At 72.5% G+C, this 19,174-nt stretch carries 18 protein-coding genes and 1 pseudogene; 11 read left to right on the top strand and 8 right to left on the bottom strand.

Annotation, left to right across the window (positions count from 1 at the left end):
• Positions 1 to 19 precede the first annotated feature (19 nt).
• The 5 genes from LB823_RS19430 (at position 20) to LB823_RS24140 (ending at position 5,347) form a co-directional block, all read left to right on the top strand.
• Positions 20 to 592, top strand: a complete 573-nt coding sequence (locus LB823_RS19430) for a TetR/AcrR family transcriptional regulator (RefSeq protein WP_224650311.1) — start codon at positions 20 to 22, stop codon at positions 590 to 592.
• Positions 593 to 700: 108 nt separating this feature from the next.
• Positions 701 to 1,069, top strand: coding sequence for a YraN family protein (locus LB823_RS19425; protein ID WP_224650309.1), 369 nt, complete (start codon positions 701 to 703; stop codon positions 1,067 to 1,069).
• A complete protein-coding gene (locus tag LB823_RS19420; RefSeq protein WP_224650307.1) occupies positions 1,069 to 2,583 on the top strand; it encodes a YifB family Mg chelatase-like AAA ATPase in 1,515 nt (504 codons plus the stop codon). The genes LB823_RS19425 and LB823_RS19420 overlap by 1 nt, the downstream gene beginning before the upstream one ends.
• A 2-nt stretch (positions 2,584 to 2,585) precedes the next feature.
• Complete coding sequence (dprA, locus tag LB823_RS19415) at positions 2,586 to 3,734, top strand: DNA-processing protein DprA (protein ID WP_224650305.1); 1,149 nt, start codon at positions 2,586 to 2,588, stop codon at positions 3,732 to 3,734.
• A 272-nt stretch (positions 3,735 to 4,006) separates the two neighbouring features.
• A complete protein-coding gene (locus LB823_RS24140; RefSeq protein ID WP_308011472.1) occupies positions 4,007 to 5,347 on the top strand; it encodes a hypothetical protein in 1,341 nt (446 codons plus the stop codon).
• A 66-nt stretch (positions 5,348 to 5,413) separates the two neighbouring features.
• Here LB823_RS24140 and LB823_RS19405 read toward each other — a convergent pair whose 3' ends face one another.
• Positions 5,414 to 5,965, bottom strand: a complete 552-nt coding sequence (locus LB823_RS19405; RefSeq protein WP_224650303.1) for a YdeI/OmpD-associated family protein — start codon at positions 5,963 to 5,965, stop codon at positions 5,414 to 5,416.
• A 286-nt stretch (positions 5,966 to 6,251) separates the two neighbouring features.
• Here LB823_RS19405 and LB823_RS19400 point away from each other — a divergent pair, with 286 nt between their 5' ends.
• The 5 genes from LB823_RS19400 to LB823_RS19380 all read left to right on the top strand — a co-directional run bounded on the left by LB823_RS19400 (position 6,252) and on the right by LB823_RS19380 (position 11,114).
• Positions 6,252 to 7,121, top strand: a complete 870-nt coding sequence (locus LB823_RS19400; protein WP_068525852.1) for a MetQ/NlpA family ABC transporter substrate-binding protein — start codon at positions 6,252 to 6,254, stop codon at positions 7,119 to 7,121.
• Positions 7,118 to 8,164 (top strand): methionine ABC transporter ATP-binding protein, encoded by a 1,047-nt coding sequence (locus tag LB823_RS24135; protein ID WP_224650300.1) that lies wholly within the window; start codon positions 7,118 to 7,120, stop codon positions 8,162 to 8,164. The genes LB823_RS19400 and LB823_RS24135 overlap by 4 nt, the downstream gene beginning before the upstream one ends.
• Complete coding sequence (locus LB823_RS19390; RefSeq protein ID WP_224650297.1) at positions 8,161 to 8,847, top strand: methionine ABC transporter permease; 687 nt, start codon at positions 8,161 to 8,163, stop codon at positions 8,845 to 8,847. Before LB823_RS24135 ends, LB823_RS19390 begins: the two co-directional genes overlap by 4 nt.
• Positions 8,840 to 10,126, top strand: a complete 1,287-nt coding sequence (locus LB823_RS19385) for an MFS transporter (protein ID WP_224650294.1) — start codon at positions 8,840 to 8,842, stop codon at positions 10,124 to 10,126. Before LB823_RS19390 ends, LB823_RS19385 begins: the two co-directional genes overlap by 8 nt.
• A gap of 91 nt (positions 10,127 to 10,217) precedes the next feature.
• A complete protein-coding gene (locus LB823_RS19380) occupies positions 10,218 to 11,114 on the top strand; it encodes a tyrosine recombinase XerC (protein ID WP_224650292.1) in 897 nt (298 codons plus the stop codon).
• A 3-nt stretch (positions 11,115 to 11,117) separates the two neighbouring features.
• Here the strand turns inward: LB823_RS19380 and zwf are convergent, their stop codons facing one another.
• Complete coding sequence (zwf, locus tag LB823_RS19375) at positions 11,118 to 12,593, bottom strand: glucose-6-phosphate dehydrogenase (RefSeq protein WP_224650353.1); 1,476 nt, start codon at positions 12,591 to 12,593, stop codon at positions 11,118 to 11,120.
• Positions 12,594 to 12,730: 137 nt separating this feature from the next.
• A complete protein-coding gene (locus LB823_RS19370; RefSeq protein WP_224650290.1) occupies positions 12,731 to 13,240 on the bottom strand; it encodes a M23 family metallopeptidase in 510 nt (169 codons plus the stop codon).
• Positions 13,241 to 13,380: 140 nt separating this feature from the next.
• Between LB823_RS19370 and LB823_RS19365 the strand changes: the two genes are divergently transcribed.
• Positions 13,381 to 13,929, top strand: a complete 549-nt coding sequence (locus LB823_RS19365; RefSeq protein ID WP_224650288.1) for a Uma2 family endonuclease — start codon at positions 13,381 to 13,383, stop codon at positions 13,927 to 13,929.
• 1 nt (position 13,930) lies between these two features.
• Here LB823_RS19365 and LB823_RS19360 read toward each other — a convergent pair whose 3' ends face one another.
• From LB823_RS19360 to LB823_RS19340, 5 genes and pseudogenes are all read right to left on the bottom strand, one after another.
• Positions 13,931 to 15,217 carry an isoprenylcysteine carboxylmethyltransferase family protein gene (locus LB823_RS19360; RefSeq protein WP_224650286.1) on the bottom strand — a complete coding sequence of 429 codons (1,287 nt, stop codon included), beginning with the start codon at positions 15,215 to 15,217 and terminating at the stop codon, positions 13,931 to 13,933.
• Between the two features lies 1 nt (position 15,218).
• Positions 15,219 to 16,298, bottom strand: coding sequence for an SRPBCC family protein (locus LB823_RS19355; RefSeq protein WP_224650284.1), 1,080 nt, complete (start codon positions 16,296 to 16,298; stop codon positions 15,219 to 15,221).
• The gene (locus tag LB823_RS19350; RefSeq protein WP_224650282.1) at positions 16,295 to 17,362 is read right to left on the bottom strand and encodes a M48 family metallopeptidase; all 1,068 of its coding nucleotides are present in this window, start codon (positions 17,360 to 17,362) and stop codon (positions 16,295 to 16,297) included. The genes LB823_RS19355 and LB823_RS19350 overlap by 4 nt, the downstream gene beginning before the upstream one ends.
• Before the next feature lie 10 nt (positions 17,363 to 17,372).
• Entirely contained in the window at positions 17,373 to 18,569 is a 1,197-nt protein-coding gene (locus tag LB823_RS19345; RefSeq protein ID WP_224650280.1) for a multidrug effflux MFS transporter, read from the bottom strand.
• A gap of 3 nt (positions 18,570 to 18,572) precedes the next feature.
• Positions 18,573 to 19,174, bottom strand: a pseudogene (locus LB823_RS19340) (hypothetical protein); the annotation flags it as partial.

Genomic DNA, 19,174 nt, shown 5'->3' with positions numbered 1-19,174 from the left:
CGGCTGTTACGGTGACGCGATGACGCAGACCGAGCGCCCGGTCGGGCGGCCCCGCAGCGAGGAGGCGCGCACGGCGGTGCTGCGGGCGGTGGACGACATGCTCGTCGACGAGGGCTACGCCGCGATGACGATGAAGGGCATCGCCGAGCGCGCCGGGGTCGGCCGGCAGACCGTCTACCGGTGGTGGTCGACGAAGGCCGAGATCCTGCTGGAGGCGAGCGCGGCGGACGCGGTCCTCGAACTCGCGGTGGAGCCTCGGCCGACGGTGCGCGAGGACGTCGAGAACCTCCTCGCCGCGGTCGTGGTCTTCCTCACGGAATCCGATGCGGGACTGGCCTACCGGGCCCTGATCGGCGAGGCGCAGCACGATCCGAAGGTCGCGGAACTGATGGCCGGCGCCGACCCGCTCGGCGACGCCGCCCGGGCCGTCATCGACCGCAACCGGTCCGCCGGGCGGCTGGCTCCGGACCTCGATCCGACGGTGGCCGTGGCCGAGCTGGTGGGTCCGGTCGTCTTCCGGATCCTGGTACAGGGCGCCGTTCCGGACCGTCGTGAGGTGGCGTCGATCGCGGAGCGGTTCGTCCGACAGTGATCGCCCGTCGGGGCCGGTTATCCACAATTTTGCGTACATAACCTTTTCTCTCCACAGGCACCGTCTTCGCGGACGGTGCCTGTGGTGCACCGGCGGCACGATCAGGCCATGGGGAACAACGAGACGGGGCGTGCCGGCGAGGACGTGGTCTGCGGCTTCCTGGCGGACCGCGGGTGGACGGTGCTGGCGCGGAACTGGCGGTACTCGGGCGGGGGCCTGCGCGGCGAGCTGGACGTGATCGCCCGCGCGCCGGACGGGATGCTCGCGATCGTCGAGGTGAAGACACGGTCGGGCACGGCGTTCGGCACCGGCTTCGACGCGGTGACGCCGCGCAAGGTCGCCCAGCTGCGGGCCCTCACGTCGCGCTGGCTGGCCGAGACGGAGGGCGCCTTCGCGCAGGTCCGCATCGACGTGGCGTCGGTCTACACGCCGCCGGGCGGCCCGGTCACGCTCGAGTACCGGGCCGGGGTGGCGTGATGTCCGCGCTGAGCAAGGTGCACTCGGTCGCCATCACCGGGGTCGACGGTGCGGTGGTCGAGATCGAGGGTTGCATCGGCCCGGGCCTGCCGGCGGTGCACCTCGTGGGCCTGCCGGACACGGTGCTCAAGGAGTCCCGCGACCGGATCCGCGCCGCGATCGTCAACATCGGGATCAGGTTCCCCGACACGCGGGTCACGGTCGCGCTGTCTCCTGCGACGTTGCCGAAAGTGGGCTCGGTCTACGACCTTCCCCTGGCGATCGCGATCCTCCTCGCCGCCGAGCGGGTGCCCGTGGGGCGGATCGACGGTGCCGTCCTCCTCGGGGAGCTCGCCCTCGACGGCCGCGTGCGGGCGGTGCGCGGGGTGCTCCCGGCGGTACTCGCCGCGAAGGAGTCGGGCTTCACCCGCGCGGTGGTGCCTCTCGCCAACCTCGACGAGGCGGGCCTGGTGGACGGCATCGAGGTGCTGGGCGCCGCGCACCTCTCCGAGGTCGTGGCGTGGCTCGCCGGGGAGGGGCGGCTCGCCGAGCCGGGGCCGCTCGTCGCCGAGGAGTGCGATCCCGCGGTGGCGGACCTGGCCGACGTGGTGGGGCAGCCCGAGGCGAAGTACGCGCTCGAGGTGGCCGCCGCCGGCGCGCACCACATCATGATGACCGGGCCGCCGGGCATCGGGAAGACGATGCTGGCGTCGCGGCTTCCCGGCATCATGCCCGCGCTGGGGCGCCGGGAGGCGCTCGAGGTCAGCGCGATCCACTCGATCGTCGGCAACCTGCGGCCGGACCGGCCGCTCATCACGGTGCCGCCGTTCGTGGCGCCGCACCAGACCTCGTCCGTGAGCGCGCTCGTCGGCGGCGGCACCGGGCTGGCACGGCCGGGAGCCGTCTCCCTCGCCCACCGCGGCGTGCTCTTCCTCGACGAGTGCGCCGAGATGGGGCCGCGCTCGCTCGAGGCGCTGCGGACCCCGTTGGAGGAGGGCCAGATCCGGCTCGCGCGCCGCGACGGCGTGGTGAAGTACCCGTCGCGGTTCCTGCTCGTCATGGCCGCGAACCCGTGCCCGTGCGCGCCCGCCCGGAACCAGGACTGCACGTGCACCGCGACGGTCCGCCGCCGCTACCTGGGCCGCCTGTCCGGGCCTTTGCTCGACCGGGTGGACCTGTGGGTGCGCATGGAACCTCCCGGCACCGGCGCGCTGCACGAGGACGGCGTCGCGGAGGAATCCAGTGCGACGGTGCGGGACCGGGTACGCCGAGCGCGGGAGGCGGCGGCGGCCCGCTGGGGCGCCGAGGGCTGGCTGACGAACTCGGAGGTCCCCGGCGTGGTGCTGCGTCGTCGGTTCCGGCTCTCGGCCAAGGCTCTTCGGCCGCTGGAGCTCTACCTGCGGGGCGGGAAGATCACGGCGCGCGGCGCGGACCGCTGCCTGCGGCTGTCGTGGACCCTCGCGGATCTGCTCGGCCTGGACAAGCCGGGCGAGCCGGAAGTGGTGCAGGCCCTGCAGTTCCGGGACAAGGAGTGACGATGACCGACGACGTGAGGCGCGCGTGGGCGTATCTGAGCCGGGTCGCGGAGCCGCCGTGCGGGCCGCTGGTCGCCCTCGTCGAGGAGGTGGGACCGGTGGCCGCGGCGGACATGGTGCGCCGCCGGGAGTTCGCCGACGGTTTCGAGGACGTGGCCGACGGCACCGTCGGCCGGGCGCAGGAGGATCGGGCCGACGCCGATCTCGCCCACATCGATCACCTCGGCGGTCGGCTCGTGACGCCGGACGACGACGAGTGGCCCGAGCAGGCCCTGCGGCGGCTCGCTGAGCGCCTGCCGTCGGAGGACACCGAGCACGAGGACGAGGTCCGCGAGCTGCGGCCGGTGGCGCTGTGGGTGGTCGGCCGGGGACGTCTCGACGAGCTGCTGGAACGGTCCGTGGCGATGGTCGGGACCCGCGCGCCGTCGAGTTACGGCGAGCGGGTGACGGACGATTTCGCCGGCGACCTCGCGGCCGAGGGGTTCACGATCGTCTCCGGCGGCGCGTACGGGATCGACGGGGCGGCGCACCGCGCGGCGCTCGCCGCGGAGGGCCCGACGGTGGCCTTCGTCGCGGGTGGCCTGGACCGGCCGTACCCCGCCGGCCACGCCGGGTTGTTCCGGCGCATCGCGGAGACGGGTCTCCTCGTCTCCGAGTATCCGCCGGGCGGCGTGCCCGCGCGGCACCGTTTCCTGAACCGCAACCGGATCGTGGGCACCGCGACGGGCGGCGTCGTGGTGGTGGAGGCCGGCTTCCGGTCGGGTACCAAGAACACCGCCACGTGGGCGCGCCGTCGCGGGGTGCCGGTGTGCGCGGTGCCCGGGCCCGTCACGGCGGCGACCTCGGTGACCTGTCATCAGTTGATCCGCGAGGGGGCCGTGCTGGTCACCCGGTCGGCCGAGGTGATCGAGGAGGTGGGCCGTATCGGTGAGCTCGCGCTGGAGCTTCCGGTGCCCGCGCGTCCGACGGACGGCCTCGACGGGGCGGCGCTGCGGGTGCACGGCGCGCTCCCGGCGAAATCAGGGCTGCCGGTGTCGGAGATCGCCGTGATCGCGGGGCTGCCCGCCCGCGCGGTCATGGGGCAGCTCGCCCTGCTCGAGACGAAGGGGTTGGTGCGGCGTGACGGCGCACTGTGGCGCCTGGACGGCTGACCGGTGCTCGCCGCGGGGTGTAGATCCGGTGAAGTCGCACCCGCTGGAATTTGCAAACGCCTCAGTCGAACTCGATGCGACCGGGTGAAATGTCGTGAATGCGATCGCTTGTCGCGGGAGTTGGGGGTGTTGACGCGAGATCGGCACGCGGAGTGCCTAGGGTTGGCCCCAGGGTGGCGGTGTCCAGTAACCGGCGTGGTCCCCAAGTCCTTCCCGTGGATATCCGCCACGCGTTCGGCGTGCCCGGGTATCGCTGATCGAGAGGTGAACCCATGACCTCCCAACTCGCCATCGACTACGGGGCCGGGCTCTCGGACGCCTGGAGCTCCGTCGCGACCTTCGTTCCCAAACTTGCCGCCTTCCTGGTCATCCTGATCATCGGCTGGATCGTCGCGAAGATCCTGTCCAAGATCATCGCGAAGATCCTCGCCAAGGTCGGCTTCGACCGGCTCGCCGAGCGCAGCGGCCTGCAGGGTGTCCTCGCCAAGAGCGACTACGACGCCTCGACCCTGCTCGCCAAGGTCGTCTACTACGCGGTCCTGCTCATCACGCTGCAGCTCGCGATCGGGGTCTTCGGCCCCAATCCGATCGGGGACCTGTTGTCCCGGTTCGTCGCGTGGCTGCCCAAGCTGTTCGTCGCGATCCTCATCATCGTGATCGTCGCCGCGATCGCGAAGGCGGTGAAGGACATCGTCGGCGGCGCGCTCGGCAGCGCCTCCTACGGCCCGCTGCTCGCGACCATCGCCTCGCTCTTCATCTGGGGTGCGGGCATCATCGCGGCACTGAACCAGATCGGCGTCGCCACCACGGTCACCACCCCCGTCCTCGTCGCCGTGCTCGCCACGATCGGCGGCGTCATCGTCGTGGGCGTCGGCGGCGGACTGGTGAAGCCGATGCAGCAGCGCTGGGACGGCTGGCTGAGCAAGGTCGAGACCGAGATCCCGGCCCGACGCGCCGAGCGCGAGGAGGCCGCGAAGGAGGCCGCCCGCACCAGTAGGGCCCAGAGCCCGGCGGGGCAGGCGACGGGGCAGCCTTCGACGGCGCAGCCGGCACCGGGGGAGCAGCCCCTGGCGCAGGCGGCCTACCAGGGCCAGGCCTATCAGGCCCAGAGCTACCAGGCCCAGAGCTACCAGGCCCCGCTGCCGCCCCAAGCCCCGCAGGCGCCGCTGTCCGGGCAGCCCCCGTTGTCCGCGCAGGCGACCCAGGCGGTGCCGCAGGCCGCGCCCGGCACCGGCGAACACGTCGCGCAGGGTGGGCAGCCGCCCACCGTCGGACTGCCCGCGCAGCCCGCGGGCCAGCACCAACCCGGGCAGCACCAGTACGGCGGCCGGGCGCCGCAGCACAGCGCCCCGAGCCAATCGCCGGCGTGGCAGCAGGGCGTCGACCCACAGGGGTGGCAGAGCGGGCCCGACGCCTGGAACCGGCAGGTCCCCGAGCCTCCGGCGCGGCAGCCGGGCGAGACCACCCACACCGGGCAGCACGCCGGCCATCCCGGCGCCGAGCCGCAGGGGTGGCAGCAGGGCTGGCAGCCGGGACCCGACCCCGAGCGCTGGCCCGGCCCGGACCCCCAGGATCCGGGTCGCCCGGGCGGACAGCAGCCACCCCAAAACTGAATCCGAACGACCGCTCACCGGCCGGCCCGCGCATCTCGCGGACCGGCCGGTGCGGCGTTCGGGGGGCTACGCCGGGCGGAGCGCCGCGTCCTCGGGCGCGATCAGCTCGCCGTTCTTCATCAGCTCAGGATCGGTGCACGAGGCGAGATCGAAGCAGCACGGCCGGCGCTTGCCCGAGCGCATCTTGGAGATCGTCACGTCCACGCGCTTGGCCCGGGTCGCCGGGTTCTTCGTGGCGCCGATCCACCGGACCCACTCCCACCGGGCCATCGGCGTGATGTCGCTCCACACGTCGGCGGTGTCCGGCGCACCGTCGAGGGCCGCCCGCAGGTCGTCGGGCACCGTCGGCTCCGGCCACTCCTTCGTCGGCACGAGGTCCAGGGCGACCTCGTCTCCTGCCTCGACCGGGGCGTCGTCGAGGGCGATCCAGTGCCCCTTGCGGCCGTCCGGCTCGACGACGGTGCGGAAGTCCCCGCCGTCGAGGGTGCCGGTCACGGCGACCTGGCCGCGCGACGGGAGCGCCGCGCTGGCCTCGGCGGGCAGCCGGACGAGGGTCCGCTCGCCGAGCAGCTCGGCGGTGGCGGTGAAGCGGACGGCGGTGGCGCTGCGGGCGGTCATGGTGCTCTCCTCGCGGTGGTCCTCGGGTTCACCACCGAGACTACGAGCGGCCGACAGGGCGGGCTTCTCGATTCGTGATCGATCCGGTCCGATGCGCCCGTCCGGGGGCGGCCGATCATTCGGTGCACTCATGAGCGAAACCGGCGGCGGACCGTCGAACCTGGTCACGGAACCGCGCGCCGAGCCCAACCGCGCGCTTGTCCCACCGATGTACTAACCAGTAGGTATCGTTCACGCAGCTGGGAGATCCCCGGTGCCGTCGAGTTGGAGAACATCAACCGTGAAGATGAAGCGTTTCGCGCTCGCCCTGGTCGTGCCCATCGCCCTCGCCTCGGGTGTCGCCGCGTGCGGCTCGAGCTCGAGCAGTGACGCCGTCACCATCGGCGTGACCGACGGTGCCCAGGCGTTCTGGCAGGTCTACAAGGGCCTCGCGAAGGACCAGGGCATCGACGTGGAGCTGAAGAACTTCAGCGACTACAAGCAGCCCAACGCCGCGCTCAACGACGGCGACCTGAACATCAACGAGTACCAGCACCTGCTGTTCCTGGCCGACTACAACGCCAAGAACAACACCAAGCTGGTGCCGATCGGCGCGACCGCGATCTACCCGCTGCCGCTGTACTCGAAGAAGCACAAGTCGGTGGCCGACATCCCGCAGGGCGGCACCATCGTCGTCCCGGACGATCCGACCAACCTCTCCCGCGCGCTGCTCGTGCTGTACTCGGCCGGCCTCGTGAAGTTCAAGGTCGAGCAGAACCCGTTCGTCACGCCGGCCGACATCGACACCGCCGCGTCGAAGGTCACCGTCAAGACGGTGGACGCCAACCAGACCGCGCTGAGCCTCGACAGCGTCGACGGCGCCGTCGTCAACAACGATCCGGCCGAGAACGCCAAGCTCGGCAAGGACCTGATCATCGCCAAGGACGACCCGGCCAACCCGGCGTCGGAGCCCTACATCAACGCCTTCGTCGTCCGCGAAGCCGACAAGGACAACCCGAAGTACCTGCAGCTGGCCAAGCTGTACCAGGACCAGAAGGTCGTCGAGGCGCTGCGCAAGGACAAGGGCGACACGTTCATCCTCATCCAGAAGCCCGCGAACGAGCTGCAGCAGATCACGGTCAAGCTGCAGGAGCAGGTCAAGGCCCGCGGCAAGTGAGTAGCGCGACCGATACCCGGGTGGCGATCGAGTTCCGCGACACCACCCGGGATTTCGGCACGACGAAGGCGCTCGACGGCGTCAGCTTCGCGATCCCCGAGGGATCGATCACCGGCGTGATCGGGCAGTCCGGCGCCGGCAAGTCGACGCTGATCCGCACCATCAACGGCCTCGAGTCCACCACCTCCGGCGAGGTGCGCGTGCTCGACACCGTGGTGGGCACGCTCGGCGAGCGGGACCTGCAGAAGCTGCGCGCCCAGGTGGGCATGATCTTCCAGCGGTTCAACCTCATGAACTCGCGGACGGTGGCGGGGAACGTCGAGTACCCGCTCACGCTGGGGGACCTGTCGAAGGACGAGCGCCGCACGCGCGTCGCGGAGCTGCTCGACTTCGTCGGCATCGGCGACAAGGCGAAGCAGTACCCGAACAAGCTGTCCGGGGGGCAGAGTCAGCGCGTCGGCATCGCCCGCGCCCTGGCCCGGAACCCGAAGATCCTGCTCGCGGACGAGGCCACCAGCGCGCTCGACCCGGGCACCACCAGCGAGGTCCTCGACCTGCTGCTGCGGGTCAACCGCGAGTTCGGCACCACCATCGTCGTGATCACCCACGAGATGGACGTGATCCGCCGCATCTGCGACACCGTCGCGGTGCTCGATCACGGCAAGCTCGTGGACTACGGCCCGGTGTACGACGTCTTCGCCGCGCCCACGTCGCCCGCGACCACGTCGCTGGTCCACGCGGCCGTCGGCGACGACGTCACCCCGGAGACGCTGCAGCGCCTGCACGCGGCCCGACCCGGCACCGTCGTCACCGTCGACGTGCGGGACGAGCCCGACGCCCTCGACGCGGCGGAGGTCTTCGCCGCGCACGGCACCGGCGCGCGCGTGCTCTACGGCGGCGTCGCCGAGGTCGGCGGCCGCCCGTTCGGCTCGCTGACCTACTCGGTGACGGGCGACGAGGCCGCCGTCGCCGCGGCGGTCGCGCAGCTCGGAGCCCTCGCGCACGTCAAGGACCCGCAGACCGGTCAGGAGATCGTGCGATGACCTACCCGACCTTCCTCGACGACGTCTTCCCGCCCGGGACGCAGGACGTCTTCATCGACGCCATCGGCGAGACCGTCCGCCTGGTCGGCATCACGATGGTCGTCGGCGGCCTGCTGGGGCTCGTCTACGGCACGCTGCTCTACGCCACCCGGCCCGGCAACCTGCTCGCCAATCGCGCGGTGTTCTCGGTGCTCAACGTGCTGGTCAACATCATCCGGCCCATCCCGTTCATCATCTTCATCACGGCGATCGCGCCGATCACCAAGGAGGTGATCGGCACCCGGATCGGCGTGGAGGCCGCGGCCTTCGCGATGACGGTGATGGCGACCTTCGTGATCGGCCGCGTCGTCGAGCAGAACCTCGTGACCGTCGATCCCGGCGTCGTCGAGGCCGCGCGGTCGATGGGGGCGAGCAAGGTCCGCACCCTCGCGACCGTCGTCATCCCGGAGGGCCTCGCGCCGCTCACCCTGGGCTACACGTTCATGTTCGTCGCGGTGGTCGACATGTCGGCCATGGCCGGCTACGTCGGCGGCGGCGGCCTGGGCGACTTCGCCCGCCAGTACGGCTACCAGCAGAACAACTGGCAGCTCACGCTGGTCGTGATCGTGGTGCTCATCGTCGTGGTGCAGATCGCGCAGTTCTTCGGCAACTGGCTCTCCCGCCGGTTGCAGCACCGTGACTGAGACCGGCACGGTCACGTCGCCCGCGACGGGACCGAATCGGCGCACGCAGATCCTCACCGGGACGGTGGGGCACCTCGTCGAGTACTTCGACTGGAGCGCCTACTCCTTCCTCGCCATCTACTTCTCCCGCCAGTTCTTCCCGGGCGACGCGGAGTCGGTGGTGCCGCTGCTGGCGACCTTCACCGTGTTCGCGGTGGGCTTCCTCGCGCGGCCGATCGGCGGCGTCCTGATGGGCCGGATGGCGGACCGGTACGGGCGCAGGCCGACGCTGGCCGTCGGCGTCGCGATGATGGGGCTGGGCAGCCTGCTCATCGGCGTCGCCCCGACGTACGCGCAGGTGGGCGTGCTCGCCCCGGTGATCCTCGTGGTGGCGCGCCTGATCCAGGGCCTGTCGACCGGCGGCGAGCTCTCCACCGCGACCGCCTTCCTCGTCGAGTCCGCCCCCGGCGACCGCCGCGGCGCGTACGGGAGCATCGTCAACGTGGGCTCCAGCCTCGGCAAGGTGCTGTGCCTGCTCGCCATCACGCTGCTGGTCGGGACCGTCGGCGCGGACGCGATGGCGGACTGGGCGTGGCGCGTCCCGTTCCTCCTCGGCGCCGTCCTCGCGGTGGTCGCCTGGTGGATCCGGCGCAGCGCCGCGGAGACCCTCGCCGATCCCGGGGCGTCCGTCGGGACGAACCCGTACCGCGAGATCCTCACCGGCCACCGCGCCGACTTCGGTCGCGCCTTCGTCCTCGCCTCGACGACGGCCGCGGTCTTCTACGCGTGGAGCACGTTCGTGCCCACGTGGGCGATCCTCACCGAGGGGCTGAACAAGGAGAGCGCCGTGACCGTCTCGGCGATCGCCTTCATCGTCTACGGCCTCGTCCAGATCCCGCTCGGCCTGCTCTCCGACCGGATCGGCCGCAAGCCCCTGATGTACGCCTTCCTCGTCGTCGGGGCGGTGGCGACGATCCCGCTGTTCCTCGCGCTCTCGGGCGCATTCGTCACGGTGCTCGCCGTGCAGTGCGCCGGCATGGTGATCACCGCGCTCATGATGGCGAGCCTCGGCACCGCCCTCGCGGAGATGTTCCCGGCCCGGATCCGCGTGCTCGCCACCGGCACCGCCTTCGCCCTCGCGACCGCGATCTTCGGCGGCACGATCCCCGCCATCGGCACCGCGCTGCACGAGCGCGGCCTCGACCTCGCCTTCCCGGTCTACCTGGTGGTGCTCCACCTCGTCGCCCTGCCCGTGGTCCACCGCTGCCGCGAGACCGCGCACGCGCCCCTGCCCGTTTGAACGCTGTTTTGGAGATCCCCACCTGCGATTCTCCTCTCCATAACGTCGTTCAATCGAGGCTGGCGGGGCATGAGCGTCCTAGGGTGGGGGTATGAGCGAGGCGCTGGCGGAGTACGAGACGTACCTGCGGCTCGAGCGCGGCCGCAGCGAGCACACCGTGCGCGCGTACCTCGCCGATCTCACCGCCCTGCTCGCCTTCGCCGCGGAGCGCGGGGTGGCGGCGGACCGTCTGGACCTCGCGACGCTGCGGGCCTGGCTGGGGGAGCGGGCCGCGTCCGGCGCCGCCCGGACCACCCTCGCGCGACAGGCCTCGTCGGCCCGCACGTACACCGCCTGGGCCGCCCGACGGGGCCACCTCGACGCCGACCCCGGGGTCCGGCTCAAAGCCCCACGCGCGCACCGCACCCTGCCCGCGGTGCTCTCCTCCGACGATGCCGGACAGGCGCTGCGCAACGCCGCCTCCGGCGCGGCGGAGGGCGACCCCCTCGCGGTCCGCGACCTCGCGATCGCGGAGACCCTCTACGCCACGGGGATCCGCGTGAGCGAGCTGTGCGGGCTCGACCTGGGGTCCGTCGACCACGGCCGGCGCGTGCTCACCGTGATCGGTAAGGGCGACAAGGAGCGGACGGTGCCCTTCGGCGCACCCGCCGCCGCGGCCCTGCGGCGCTGGCTCGACGAGGCCCGGCCCACCCTCGTCGCCGAGCGCTCCGGCACCGCCCTGTTCCTCGGGGCGCGCGGCGGGCGGCTCGACCCGCGGCAGGCGCGGACCGTCGTGCACCAGGTCACCGGGTCGGTGCCGGGCGGGCGCGAGGTGGCGCCGCACGGCCTCCGGCACACCGCCGCCACCCACCTGCTCGACGGAGGCGCGGACCTGCGCGTCGTGCAGGAACTCCTGGGCCACAGCTCGCTGGCGACGACGCAGCTCTACACGCACGTCTCCGTCGCCCGGCTGCGCGCCGCGCACGAGCAGGCGCACCCGCGCGCGTAGCGCTCAGTCGCGCCAGTTGCGCTCGAAGGGCAGGCGCCAGGCGTTCGGGGCGATCAGCTGGTGGATCGAGTTCGGCCCCCAGGAGCCGGGCTCGTAGAGCTTGACCGGCGGCGGATCGTCCAGCAGGGGGATGGACCGCTCCCACAGCGATTCGATGCCCTCGGCCGTGGTGAACAGGGTGTGGTCGCCGTGCATGGCGTCGAGGATCAGCCGCTCGTAGGCCTCGAGCACGTCGTCGGCGCGGTCGGTCTCCTCGGTGGAGAACTGCATGGACAGCTTCTCCAGCCGCATGCCGGGGCCGGGGCGCTTGCCGTAGAAGCTCAGCGACACCTTGGACTCGTCGGCGAGGTCGAAGGTCAGGTGGTCCGGGCCCTGCTGGCCGATGCCCGAGCCGGCGGGGAACATCGACTTCGGCGCCTCCTTGAAGGCGATCGAGATGATCCGCATGCCCTGCGCCAGCTTCTTCCCCGTGCGCAGGTAGAACGGCACGCCGGCCCAGCGCCAGTTGTCGATGCGCGCCTTCAGGGCGATGAAGGTCTCGGTGTCGGACTCCGGATCGACGCCCTTCTCCTGCCGGTAGCCCGAGTACTGGCCGCGGACCACGTCGTCGGGGTGGATGGGTTCGAGCGAGCGGAACACCTTGTTCTTCTCCTCGGAGATCGCCCGCGGCTCGAGCGCGGTGGGCGGCTCCATCGCGACGAACGCCATGACCTGGAAGAGGTGGGTGACCACCATGTCCTTGTAGGCGCCGGTCGGCTCGTAGAACGCGGCGCGCGCGTCGAGCCCCAGCGACTCGGGGATGTCGATCTGCACGTGATCGATGAAGTTGCGGTTCCAGATCGGCTCGAACAGCCCGTTGGCGAAGCGGAACGCGAGGATGTTCTGCGCCGCCTCTTTGCCGAGGAAGTGGTCGATGCGGAAGATCTGCTTCTCGCGGAAGGTTTTGTGCACCTCCGCGTTCAGCGCCAGCGCCGACTCCAGATCCTCACCGAAGGGCTTCTCCATGATCACGCGCGAGCCCTCGGTGAGGCCCGCCTTCGCGAGGGTGTCGATCACGGTGGTGGCCGCCTTCGGCGGCACGCTCAGGTAGAACAGCCGGCGCACGCGCACGCCCTTGTCGGCGCCGAGCTCGCGCTCCTTCTCCGCCACGGCCCGAGCGAGCGCCTCCGGGCCGGCGGTGGTGTTCACGTACGACAGGTCGGGCTCGAACTCCGCCCACTGCTCGGGCGTCAGCTTGCGTGCGCCCACGTCGTCGATCGCCGTGCGGGCGAACTCGCGGAACTGGGCGTCGTCCATCTCGTCCAGGCTGGTGCCGATCACCCGGATGTCCGGGCCGAGCCCCGAGACGGCGAGATAACCGAGGCCGCACAACAGCTTCCGGCGCGACAGGTCGCCCGTGGCGCCGAACAGCACCACCACCGTCGGGTCGTGTTCCGGTGCCTTGCGCTGGCGCCCGGAGTAACTGCTCGGGTACGCGATGGTCTGTGCCTCCTGTAGCCGGTCGGCCGCGTCGTCGGTCTCGCCGGTGTCCGCTGCTGGCGTGGTCTCGTCCGTCACGGTCCCATCGTTGCACCCGACGACGGTGCTCGCGCGCCGTCCGGCAGGTAGGTCGGTCCTCAAGCGGTGCTCTCGTCCGGGAGCAGCCGGACCGGGGCGGCGCCGACGAGCAGGAGCGGGTTGAAGTACTGCGCCGCATGGCCCGCTCCCCGCCGGAGCCCCCAGTGCAGGCACGCGGCCGCGGGGCAGCCCTCGTGTCCGGCGGCCACCCGCCCGAGCGGCGTCCCGATCCCCACCTCGTCGCCAGCGCGGACCGAGGGCTCCTCGATCGGCTCGTAGGTGGTGAGCAGGCCGTTCGGGTGCAGCACCGACACCACGACGCGGTCGTCCACGCGCCCGACGTGGTGCACCCGGCCGACGCCCGCGGCGTACACCGTCTGCCCGGGGGCGGCTGCGAGGTCGGCGCCGCGGTGCCCCGGCTGCCATCGCTTCTCCGGGTTCGCGAAGGGCCGCGCGACCGCCGGCCGGGGGTCGAGCGGCCAGTCGTAGTCGCCGGCCGCCCGTGCGGGCGCGGCGCCGGCGAGGACGGCGAGGATCAGGGCGAGTGCCGAGCGGGTGACGATGCGCATGTCCCGACGGTGCCGCACGGCACCGTCGGCAACCGGCCCGGAACGGGGTGCCTGTGGAGGAAAACGGTCCATCCACAGGGCGGTTGCGATCGCCTCTTTCGGACCGTGGTCCGTCGGTGTTGCGGCGTACACTGCGACCCATGACCGCCGCGCCGCAGCATCCGGAGACGATGTCGCTGGAGCAGTGGTGTGCCTTGGGGGAGGACACATCGGCGCGGTTCGAGTTGGTGCGGGGGGTCGTGGACGTGTCGCCGAGGCCGAGGCTGGATCACGCGGAGGCGATGATCGAGCTGTGTCACCAGATCAGGGGGCAGATCGACCGCAGCCACCGATGCTTGGCGGAGATCGAGGTCGTGATCGATGGCGGCGCGCGGCCCACGATCCGCGTACCCGACGTGGTGCTGTTCGAGCGCGGTGCCGGCCAGCCGATGCCCGCGGAGCGAGTGCGCCTCGTCGTCGAGATCCTGTCACCGAATAACAGGCGTACGGACCAGGTGGTCAAGCGCGCCGAATACGAGCGGGCGGGCATCGACGCGTACTGGATCGTCGACCTCGACGACGGGCCGTCCGGCGTCCTGTTGACGCTGGTCGACGGTGCCTACCGCGCTGAGACCGTGCGGGGTGCGTTCACGGCGACGATGCCGTGCCCGCTGCGGATCGACCTGAACGCGCTGAGCCCGCAGGCCTGAGCTACCGCCCTCGGAGCTCGCGCGGCCCGCCGCCGAGGGCGTCGGCCGCGACCTGGAGCACCGGCGCGAGGACCGGGGCCCGCAGGATCCAGCCGACGACCGTCCAGCCCAGGCCGAGGTGTTCGAGCCCTCGGCCGATCGCGGCGAGGCCCGACGCGGTGCCCGTGCCGTCCGGTCGGGAGTACCGGACACGGCGCAGGCCCACCGGATGCTCCTCCGCCGCACGGATCGTCAGCTGTCCCAGGGTGCGTCGAGCGAACCACGCGCCGACCGGCGCGCACACCGAGCACGTCGCCGACACCCACAGCTCCGCCGGAGCGTTCCCGTCGACCGGCCGGAGGCGGGGGCGCCACGCGCGCACGGCTCGCCGGTACGCGCCCCAGGCGGGGCCGAACCGCGCGGTCAGCTCGTCGTCCTCGTGCCGCGCGGCGAGGACCGCGGCGAACACCGCCGCGAGCACCGCAGCCGCGGCGAGCCGCCATTCGAGGAGGGCCGCCGCCTCGACGAGCAGGATCGCCGCGGCGCACGCCTGCATCGGATTGGCCAGGTAGGCGTACGGACCCGTCCGGACCAGGCGCGGCGGCGGATCCCACGGGAACGGCGTGCCGCCGTGCTCGGCGAACTCTGCGACCGCGCGCTGCGCGACGATCGCGAGCAGCACGCCGGCCTGGATCCACAACGACAGGACGGGCCGCGGCCACGCGGCGAGCGCCTCGCCCCACGTGCGGTGGGCGAAGCCCAGCGCGACCGTCGGCAGGCACCACGCCAGGATCGCCGTGAACAGCACCGTCTGCAGCCACGACCGCACCCGGACGGCGCGGCCGCGCGCCGTCAGTTCGCCCAGCAGGAGCCCCGGCACGAGGGCCACGGCGACCGCCGCCGCCTCGCCCCACAGCCAGCCGGGGCCCAGGACCACGAGCGGCGCCAGCGAGGCCATCGCGATCAGATCGCCGGCCACGAGCACCGCGCCGGTGAGCGCGGGCCGCACCACCGCGCCGAGCAGGACGGGGACCGCGCCCCACAACACCGCCCAGCCGAGGACGACGTCCACCGGCACGCCCGCCCATACCGACCCCGTGACCGGCTGCGACGCGGTGCCGAAGGACCACAGGCCGAGCCGGACGGCCGCGGCGTTGAGGGCGAGCAGCGCCACCGCGTTCCACAGCGTCGCCAGCGCGGCCCCGGCCCGGCGCGGCCGGTCCGCCGTGACCGCCGCGGCGGCCGCGAGGAGCCACGGCACCAGGGCGACCGCCGGGCGCAGCACGTCGAGGGGGAGGTCCGTGGGCACGTCAGGAGGGCAGGGCCAGCGAGCCGATGAGGTAGTCCGCGGCGCGTTGCGCGACCGTGCGCTCGAGCGGGGTCCAGTACGCCGCCGGCGCGAGGCGCCGGTCGAACGTGAGCGACCAGGTGACGCGCGTGCCGCCGTCGACCGGCTCCCACCGCACCGTCGACGCGCGCCAGGTGAGCCAGGTGGCGATCGGGGTGGCGTCGTGCTCCGCGACGTAGTCCACGGAGCGGTCGCCCGCCGCGGCCACGCGCAGCGTCAGGGTCGACGGTGCCGTGCCCCAGTGGTGCCCGTGCAGCATCGCGGCGCGCTGCGGCGCGCCACTGAAGACGATGTGCCGGGCGTCGCCCGGATCGAGCCCCTCCGGGTGATCCTCGAGCGGGCGGGGGAAGCCGAGCGCCAGCGCGCCCGAGGGCTCGGCGAAGCGCAGCGGCGCGGCGACGGCGGCGCGGACCTGCTCGGGCGTGGCCGCCACGATGCGTTCGGCGGAGACGGTGTTCTCGGCGGGGAGCGTCAGCGCGGGCACGGCGCCCTCGGTCGAGGCGACGGCGAGCAGCACCGCCGGGACGACGATCGCCCGCGCGCCCCGCCCGGACTTCCGCCCGGCGTTGATGAGCGCCGCGACCAGCAGCGCGACGGCGTAGACGAGCGGGGCCGCGAAGAGGACGCAGACGACGCCCTCGCCCGCGAAGATGGTCGCGATCAGCAGGAAGAGGGTCGTGCCCTTGAGCACGATGCCGTAGGCGCTCGTCGACGGGCGCGAGATCACCAGCAGGGCGGCCAACAGTGCCGGCAGCCCGACGTAGAACACCGAGGTCTGGTTGAGCCAGCCGTTCATCGACCGCATGAGGAGGCTGCCGATCACGCACACCACGATGAGCGCCAGCATGGTGAGGACGGCGGGCCGCCGGCTCAGCGGCACGGTCTTCGGCTCGGCGGTCGCTTCCGGCTCAGCGGCCGGCTCCGGTTCCGGGGCCGGCTCGGCGTCAGGTGCGGGGGACTCCGCGTTGGCCGAGGATTCGGCGTGCTCCGGGGATTCCGGCGGCTCGGGCGCGTCGTCCGGCCCGAGCGGGGGCGTGCTCACTCGTCCTCGTCGCGCTTCCGCGCCGAGTTCCGGCGCCACTCGTCGATCTTGCGGCCGACGCCGGTCGCGACGTCGGTCACGCCCTGGCCGACGGTGTTCACGGCGGAGGAACCGAAGTCGCGCAGGGTGGTGATCAGCGGATCGGCGGAGGCGTCGAAGCCGTCCTTGTACCCGCGCGCCGCGGCCTTGAACTCCTCGGCGGGGCTGGCCTTGTCGTCGTCGGCGCGCTGCGGGTACTCGCCGCCGACGATGCGGCCGTAGTCGCCGCGCTCCACCCAGCGGTTGAGGTCCGCCGCACGCAGCACGGAGAAGGGGTGCGACTGCAGCTCCAGGTTGAGCAGCTTGAGCACGCCGTCGCGCAGGTCGCCGGTGCGCTCGTACTCGGCCGCCTGGGCGAGGAAGCGCTGCGTGTCCATCTCGGAGAGCTTGGTGCCGCCGGCCGTCTTCATGTGCACGCGCATCGCGACGTCGGGATCCTGCACGCACAGCAGGCCCGCGCGGTCGCCCGACAGCTCGGACTTGCGCTGCCACTCCATGAGCGCGGCGACGATCGCCCGCAGCGCCCAGCCGCCGATCGGCACCCAGCCGAAGCTGCCCGCGAGGCGCAGGAGGTGCATGAGCATCGTGCGGTACACCGCGTGCCCGGAGAGCGCGTGCCCCAGCTCGTGGCCCACGACGAAACGCTGCTCCTCCTCGTCGAGCAGGTCCAGCAGGCCGGTGTTGATCACGATGAAGGGCGTGTCCATGCCGATGGTCATGGCGTTCACCGTCGGGTCCTGCACGACGTACAGCTCGGGCGTCGACGGGGCGTCGAGCACCCGGACGCAGTCGGTGAGCAGATCGTGCAGGTGCGGGAACTGCCGGTCGTCCACGCGCACGCCGGAGGCGAGGAAGAGCAGGCGGTGCTGGCGCTCGCGCAGCAGCGCGGAGATGGCCTTGAGGACGGTGTCGAAACCCTTGAGGTTGCGCAGCGCGACGAGGGCCGCGCGGTCGGCGGGGTGCTCCCACGCGCGGGTGCTGATTCCGGGCAGCGAACGGTAGCTTCGGGACACTGAATCGGTCATGTCGGCCACGTTACCGGCTCGCGGTTGGCGCTCGCTTGGCGGCGGCGAAGGAGAGCGCGGCACCCACCGCGCACAGCACCATCACCGTGCCGAGCACCACCGGGTTCCCGCCGATACCGGCGAACAGGGCTGCGACGCCGCCCAGCACCATCCGGGCCGCGCCGAGCGCCGCGGAGGCGGTGCCGGCCAGGTTCCCGTGGTCGTCGAGGGCGAGGGCCGCCACCGTCGGCATGACGAGGCCGAGGCTCGAGACGGTGACGAACAGCGAGACGATCACCAGCGGCGGATTCCCCATCGCCAGCGTGACCAGCGACGCGATCGAGCCGATCACCATGCCCGCGAGCCCGATCCGCACCAGCGACGCGACCGGCACGCGGCCCACGAGCCGCCCGCCGATCAGGTTCGTGGTGAGCAGGCCCACGGCGTTCACCGCGAAGACGATGCTGAACTGCGACTCGGTGTAGCCGTAGTGGCTCTGGAAGACGAAGGCGGAGGTGGAGATGTAGGCGAACATGGCAGCGAAGGCGAGGCCGCCGGTCAGCGTGAGCGCGACGAAGCGCCGGTCCAGCGCGAGGGACGCGAAGCCGCCCGCCACTGACGCCCAGCCCACCGGCCGACGGTCCGCCTTCGGCAGCGTCTCCGGCACCTTGGCGGCGGCGATCACGAGCAGTGCCACGCCGAGCGCCGCGAGCACCACGAACAGGCCGCGCCAGTCCATGAACCGCAGCAGCTGGGCGCCCGCGAGCGGCGCGACGATCGGGGCCACGCCGCCGACGGCCATGAGCGCGGCGATCATCCGGGCGGCGGCGACACCGTCGAACAGGTCTCGGACGATGGCGAGGCTCAGCACGATCCCGGCCGCGCCCGCGGCGCCCTGCAGCAGTCGGGCGACGTCGAGCAGGTACACGGACGGGGCGACCGCGCACAGCAGCGAGCTGAGGATGAACAGCGCCATCCCGACGACCATCGGTCGTCGCCGCCCGATCGAATCCGACAGCGGGCCCACGAAGATCTGCCCCACGGCGAGGCCGATCAGGCACGCGGTGAGCGTCGCCTGGATCGCCGGCTGTGAGGCGTCGAGATCCGCGGCGGCGGCGGGAAGGGCGGGGAGGTAGAGGTCGGTCGTGATGGGACCGAACGCCGACAGCGAGCCCAGGATCAGGGCCAGCCGCAGGTTTCCTCGGGAGTCTGCGCGGGGTTGTGACACCCGTCAATCCAACCGCAGGTGCGCGGTCGCGGCGAAATCGGGCGCGAGGAGCAGCGCGCCGTCGGGGCCGCGGCGGCATGCGGCCACGGCGAGGTGCGCCGGGCGGGCCAGGTCGCCGGGAAGGACTGCGCCGCCGTCGATCTGGTAGCGCGTGTTGGTCACCTTCCACGACCGCGCGGTCGGGTCGACGGGCGAGCGCGGCGGTCCGCCGACCCGCGAGGACACGTAGACCTCCGTCACCTCGGGCGGCCAGTCGAAGGTGAGCCGGCCGTCGGTGAGCGCCACGTTCGCGATCGCCGGGAACTCCGCCGGTGTCGACGGTGCCGGCGCCGGGCCCGGGGCCGGGGATACGGGTCGCGGCCGTGCGGGAGTCGATGGCGCCGGCACCGGGGCGGGGCGGGCGTCGGAGCGGGCCTCGGTCGACGGGACCCCGTCGACCATCGCGATCACGGCGTAGACCGGCACCGCGCGGCGGGGCGCGCCGCCGTCCTCGAGCCGGGTCTCGCGGGTGCGGCCGACGACCGTCCAGCCACCGTCGGGCCGCTGCCGGCTGACCTTGAAGTCCGCCGCCGGATGCGGGGACGACCAGGTGACCAGCACAGCAC

It is taken from the genome of Tsukamurella sp. M9C (assembly GCF_020169415.1).
Lineage (GTDB): Bacteria > Actinomycetota > Actinomycetes > Mycobacteriales > Mycobacteriaceae > Tsukamurella.
This window is presented reverse-complemented; position numbering and strand designations above follow the sequence as displayed.

Bases quoted from the DNA above. Each gene is read 5' to 3' on its own strand.
- LB823_RS19390 (WP_224650297.1), top strand. From the start codon at position 8,161: ATGACCTACCCGACCTTCCTCGACGACGTCTTCCCGCCCGGGACGCAG.
- LB823_RS19365 (WP_224650288.1), top strand. From the start codon at position 13,381: ATGACCGCCGCGCCGCAGCATCCGGAGACGATGTCGCTGGAGCAGTGG.
- LB823_RS19380 (WP_224650292.1), top strand. From the start codon at position 10,218: ATGAGCGAGGCGCTGGCGGAGTACGAGACGTACCTGCGGCTCGAGCGC.
- LB823_RS19400 (WP_068525852.1), top strand. From the start codon at position 6,252: ATGAAGCGTTTCGCGCTCGCCCTGGTCGTGCCCATCGCCCTCGCCTCG.
- dprA (WP_224650305.1), top strand. From the start codon at position 2,586: ATGACCGACGACGTGAGGCGCGCGTGGGCGTATCTGAGCCGGGTCGCG.
- LB823_RS24140 (WP_308011472.1), top strand. From the start codon at position 4,007: ATGACCTCCCAACTCGCCATCGACTACGGGGCCGGGCTCTCGGACGCC.
- LB823_RS19425 (WP_224650309.1), top strand. From the start codon at position 701: ATGGGGAACAACGAGACGGGGCGTGCCGGCGAGGACGTGGTCTGCGGC.
- LB823_RS19370 (WP_224650290.1), bottom strand. From the start codon at position 13,240: ATGCGCATCGTCACCCGCTCGGCACTCGCCCTGATCCTCGCCGTCCTC.
- LB823_RS19405 (WP_224650303.1), bottom strand. From the start codon at position 5,965: ATGACCGCCCGCAGCGCCACCGCCGTCCGCTTCACCGCCACCGCCGAG.
- LB823_RS19420 (WP_224650307.1), top strand. From the start codon at position 1,069: ATGTCCGCGCTGAGCAAGGTGCACTCGGTCGCCATCACCGGGGTCGAC.
- LB823_RS19430 (WP_224650311.1), top strand. From the start codon at position 20: ATGACGCAGACCGAGCGCCCGGTCGGGCGGCCCCGCAGCGAGGAGGCG.
- LB823_RS19350 (WP_224650282.1), bottom strand. From the start codon at position 17,362: ATGACCGATTCAGTGTCCCGAAGCTACCGTTCGCTGCCCGGAATCAGC.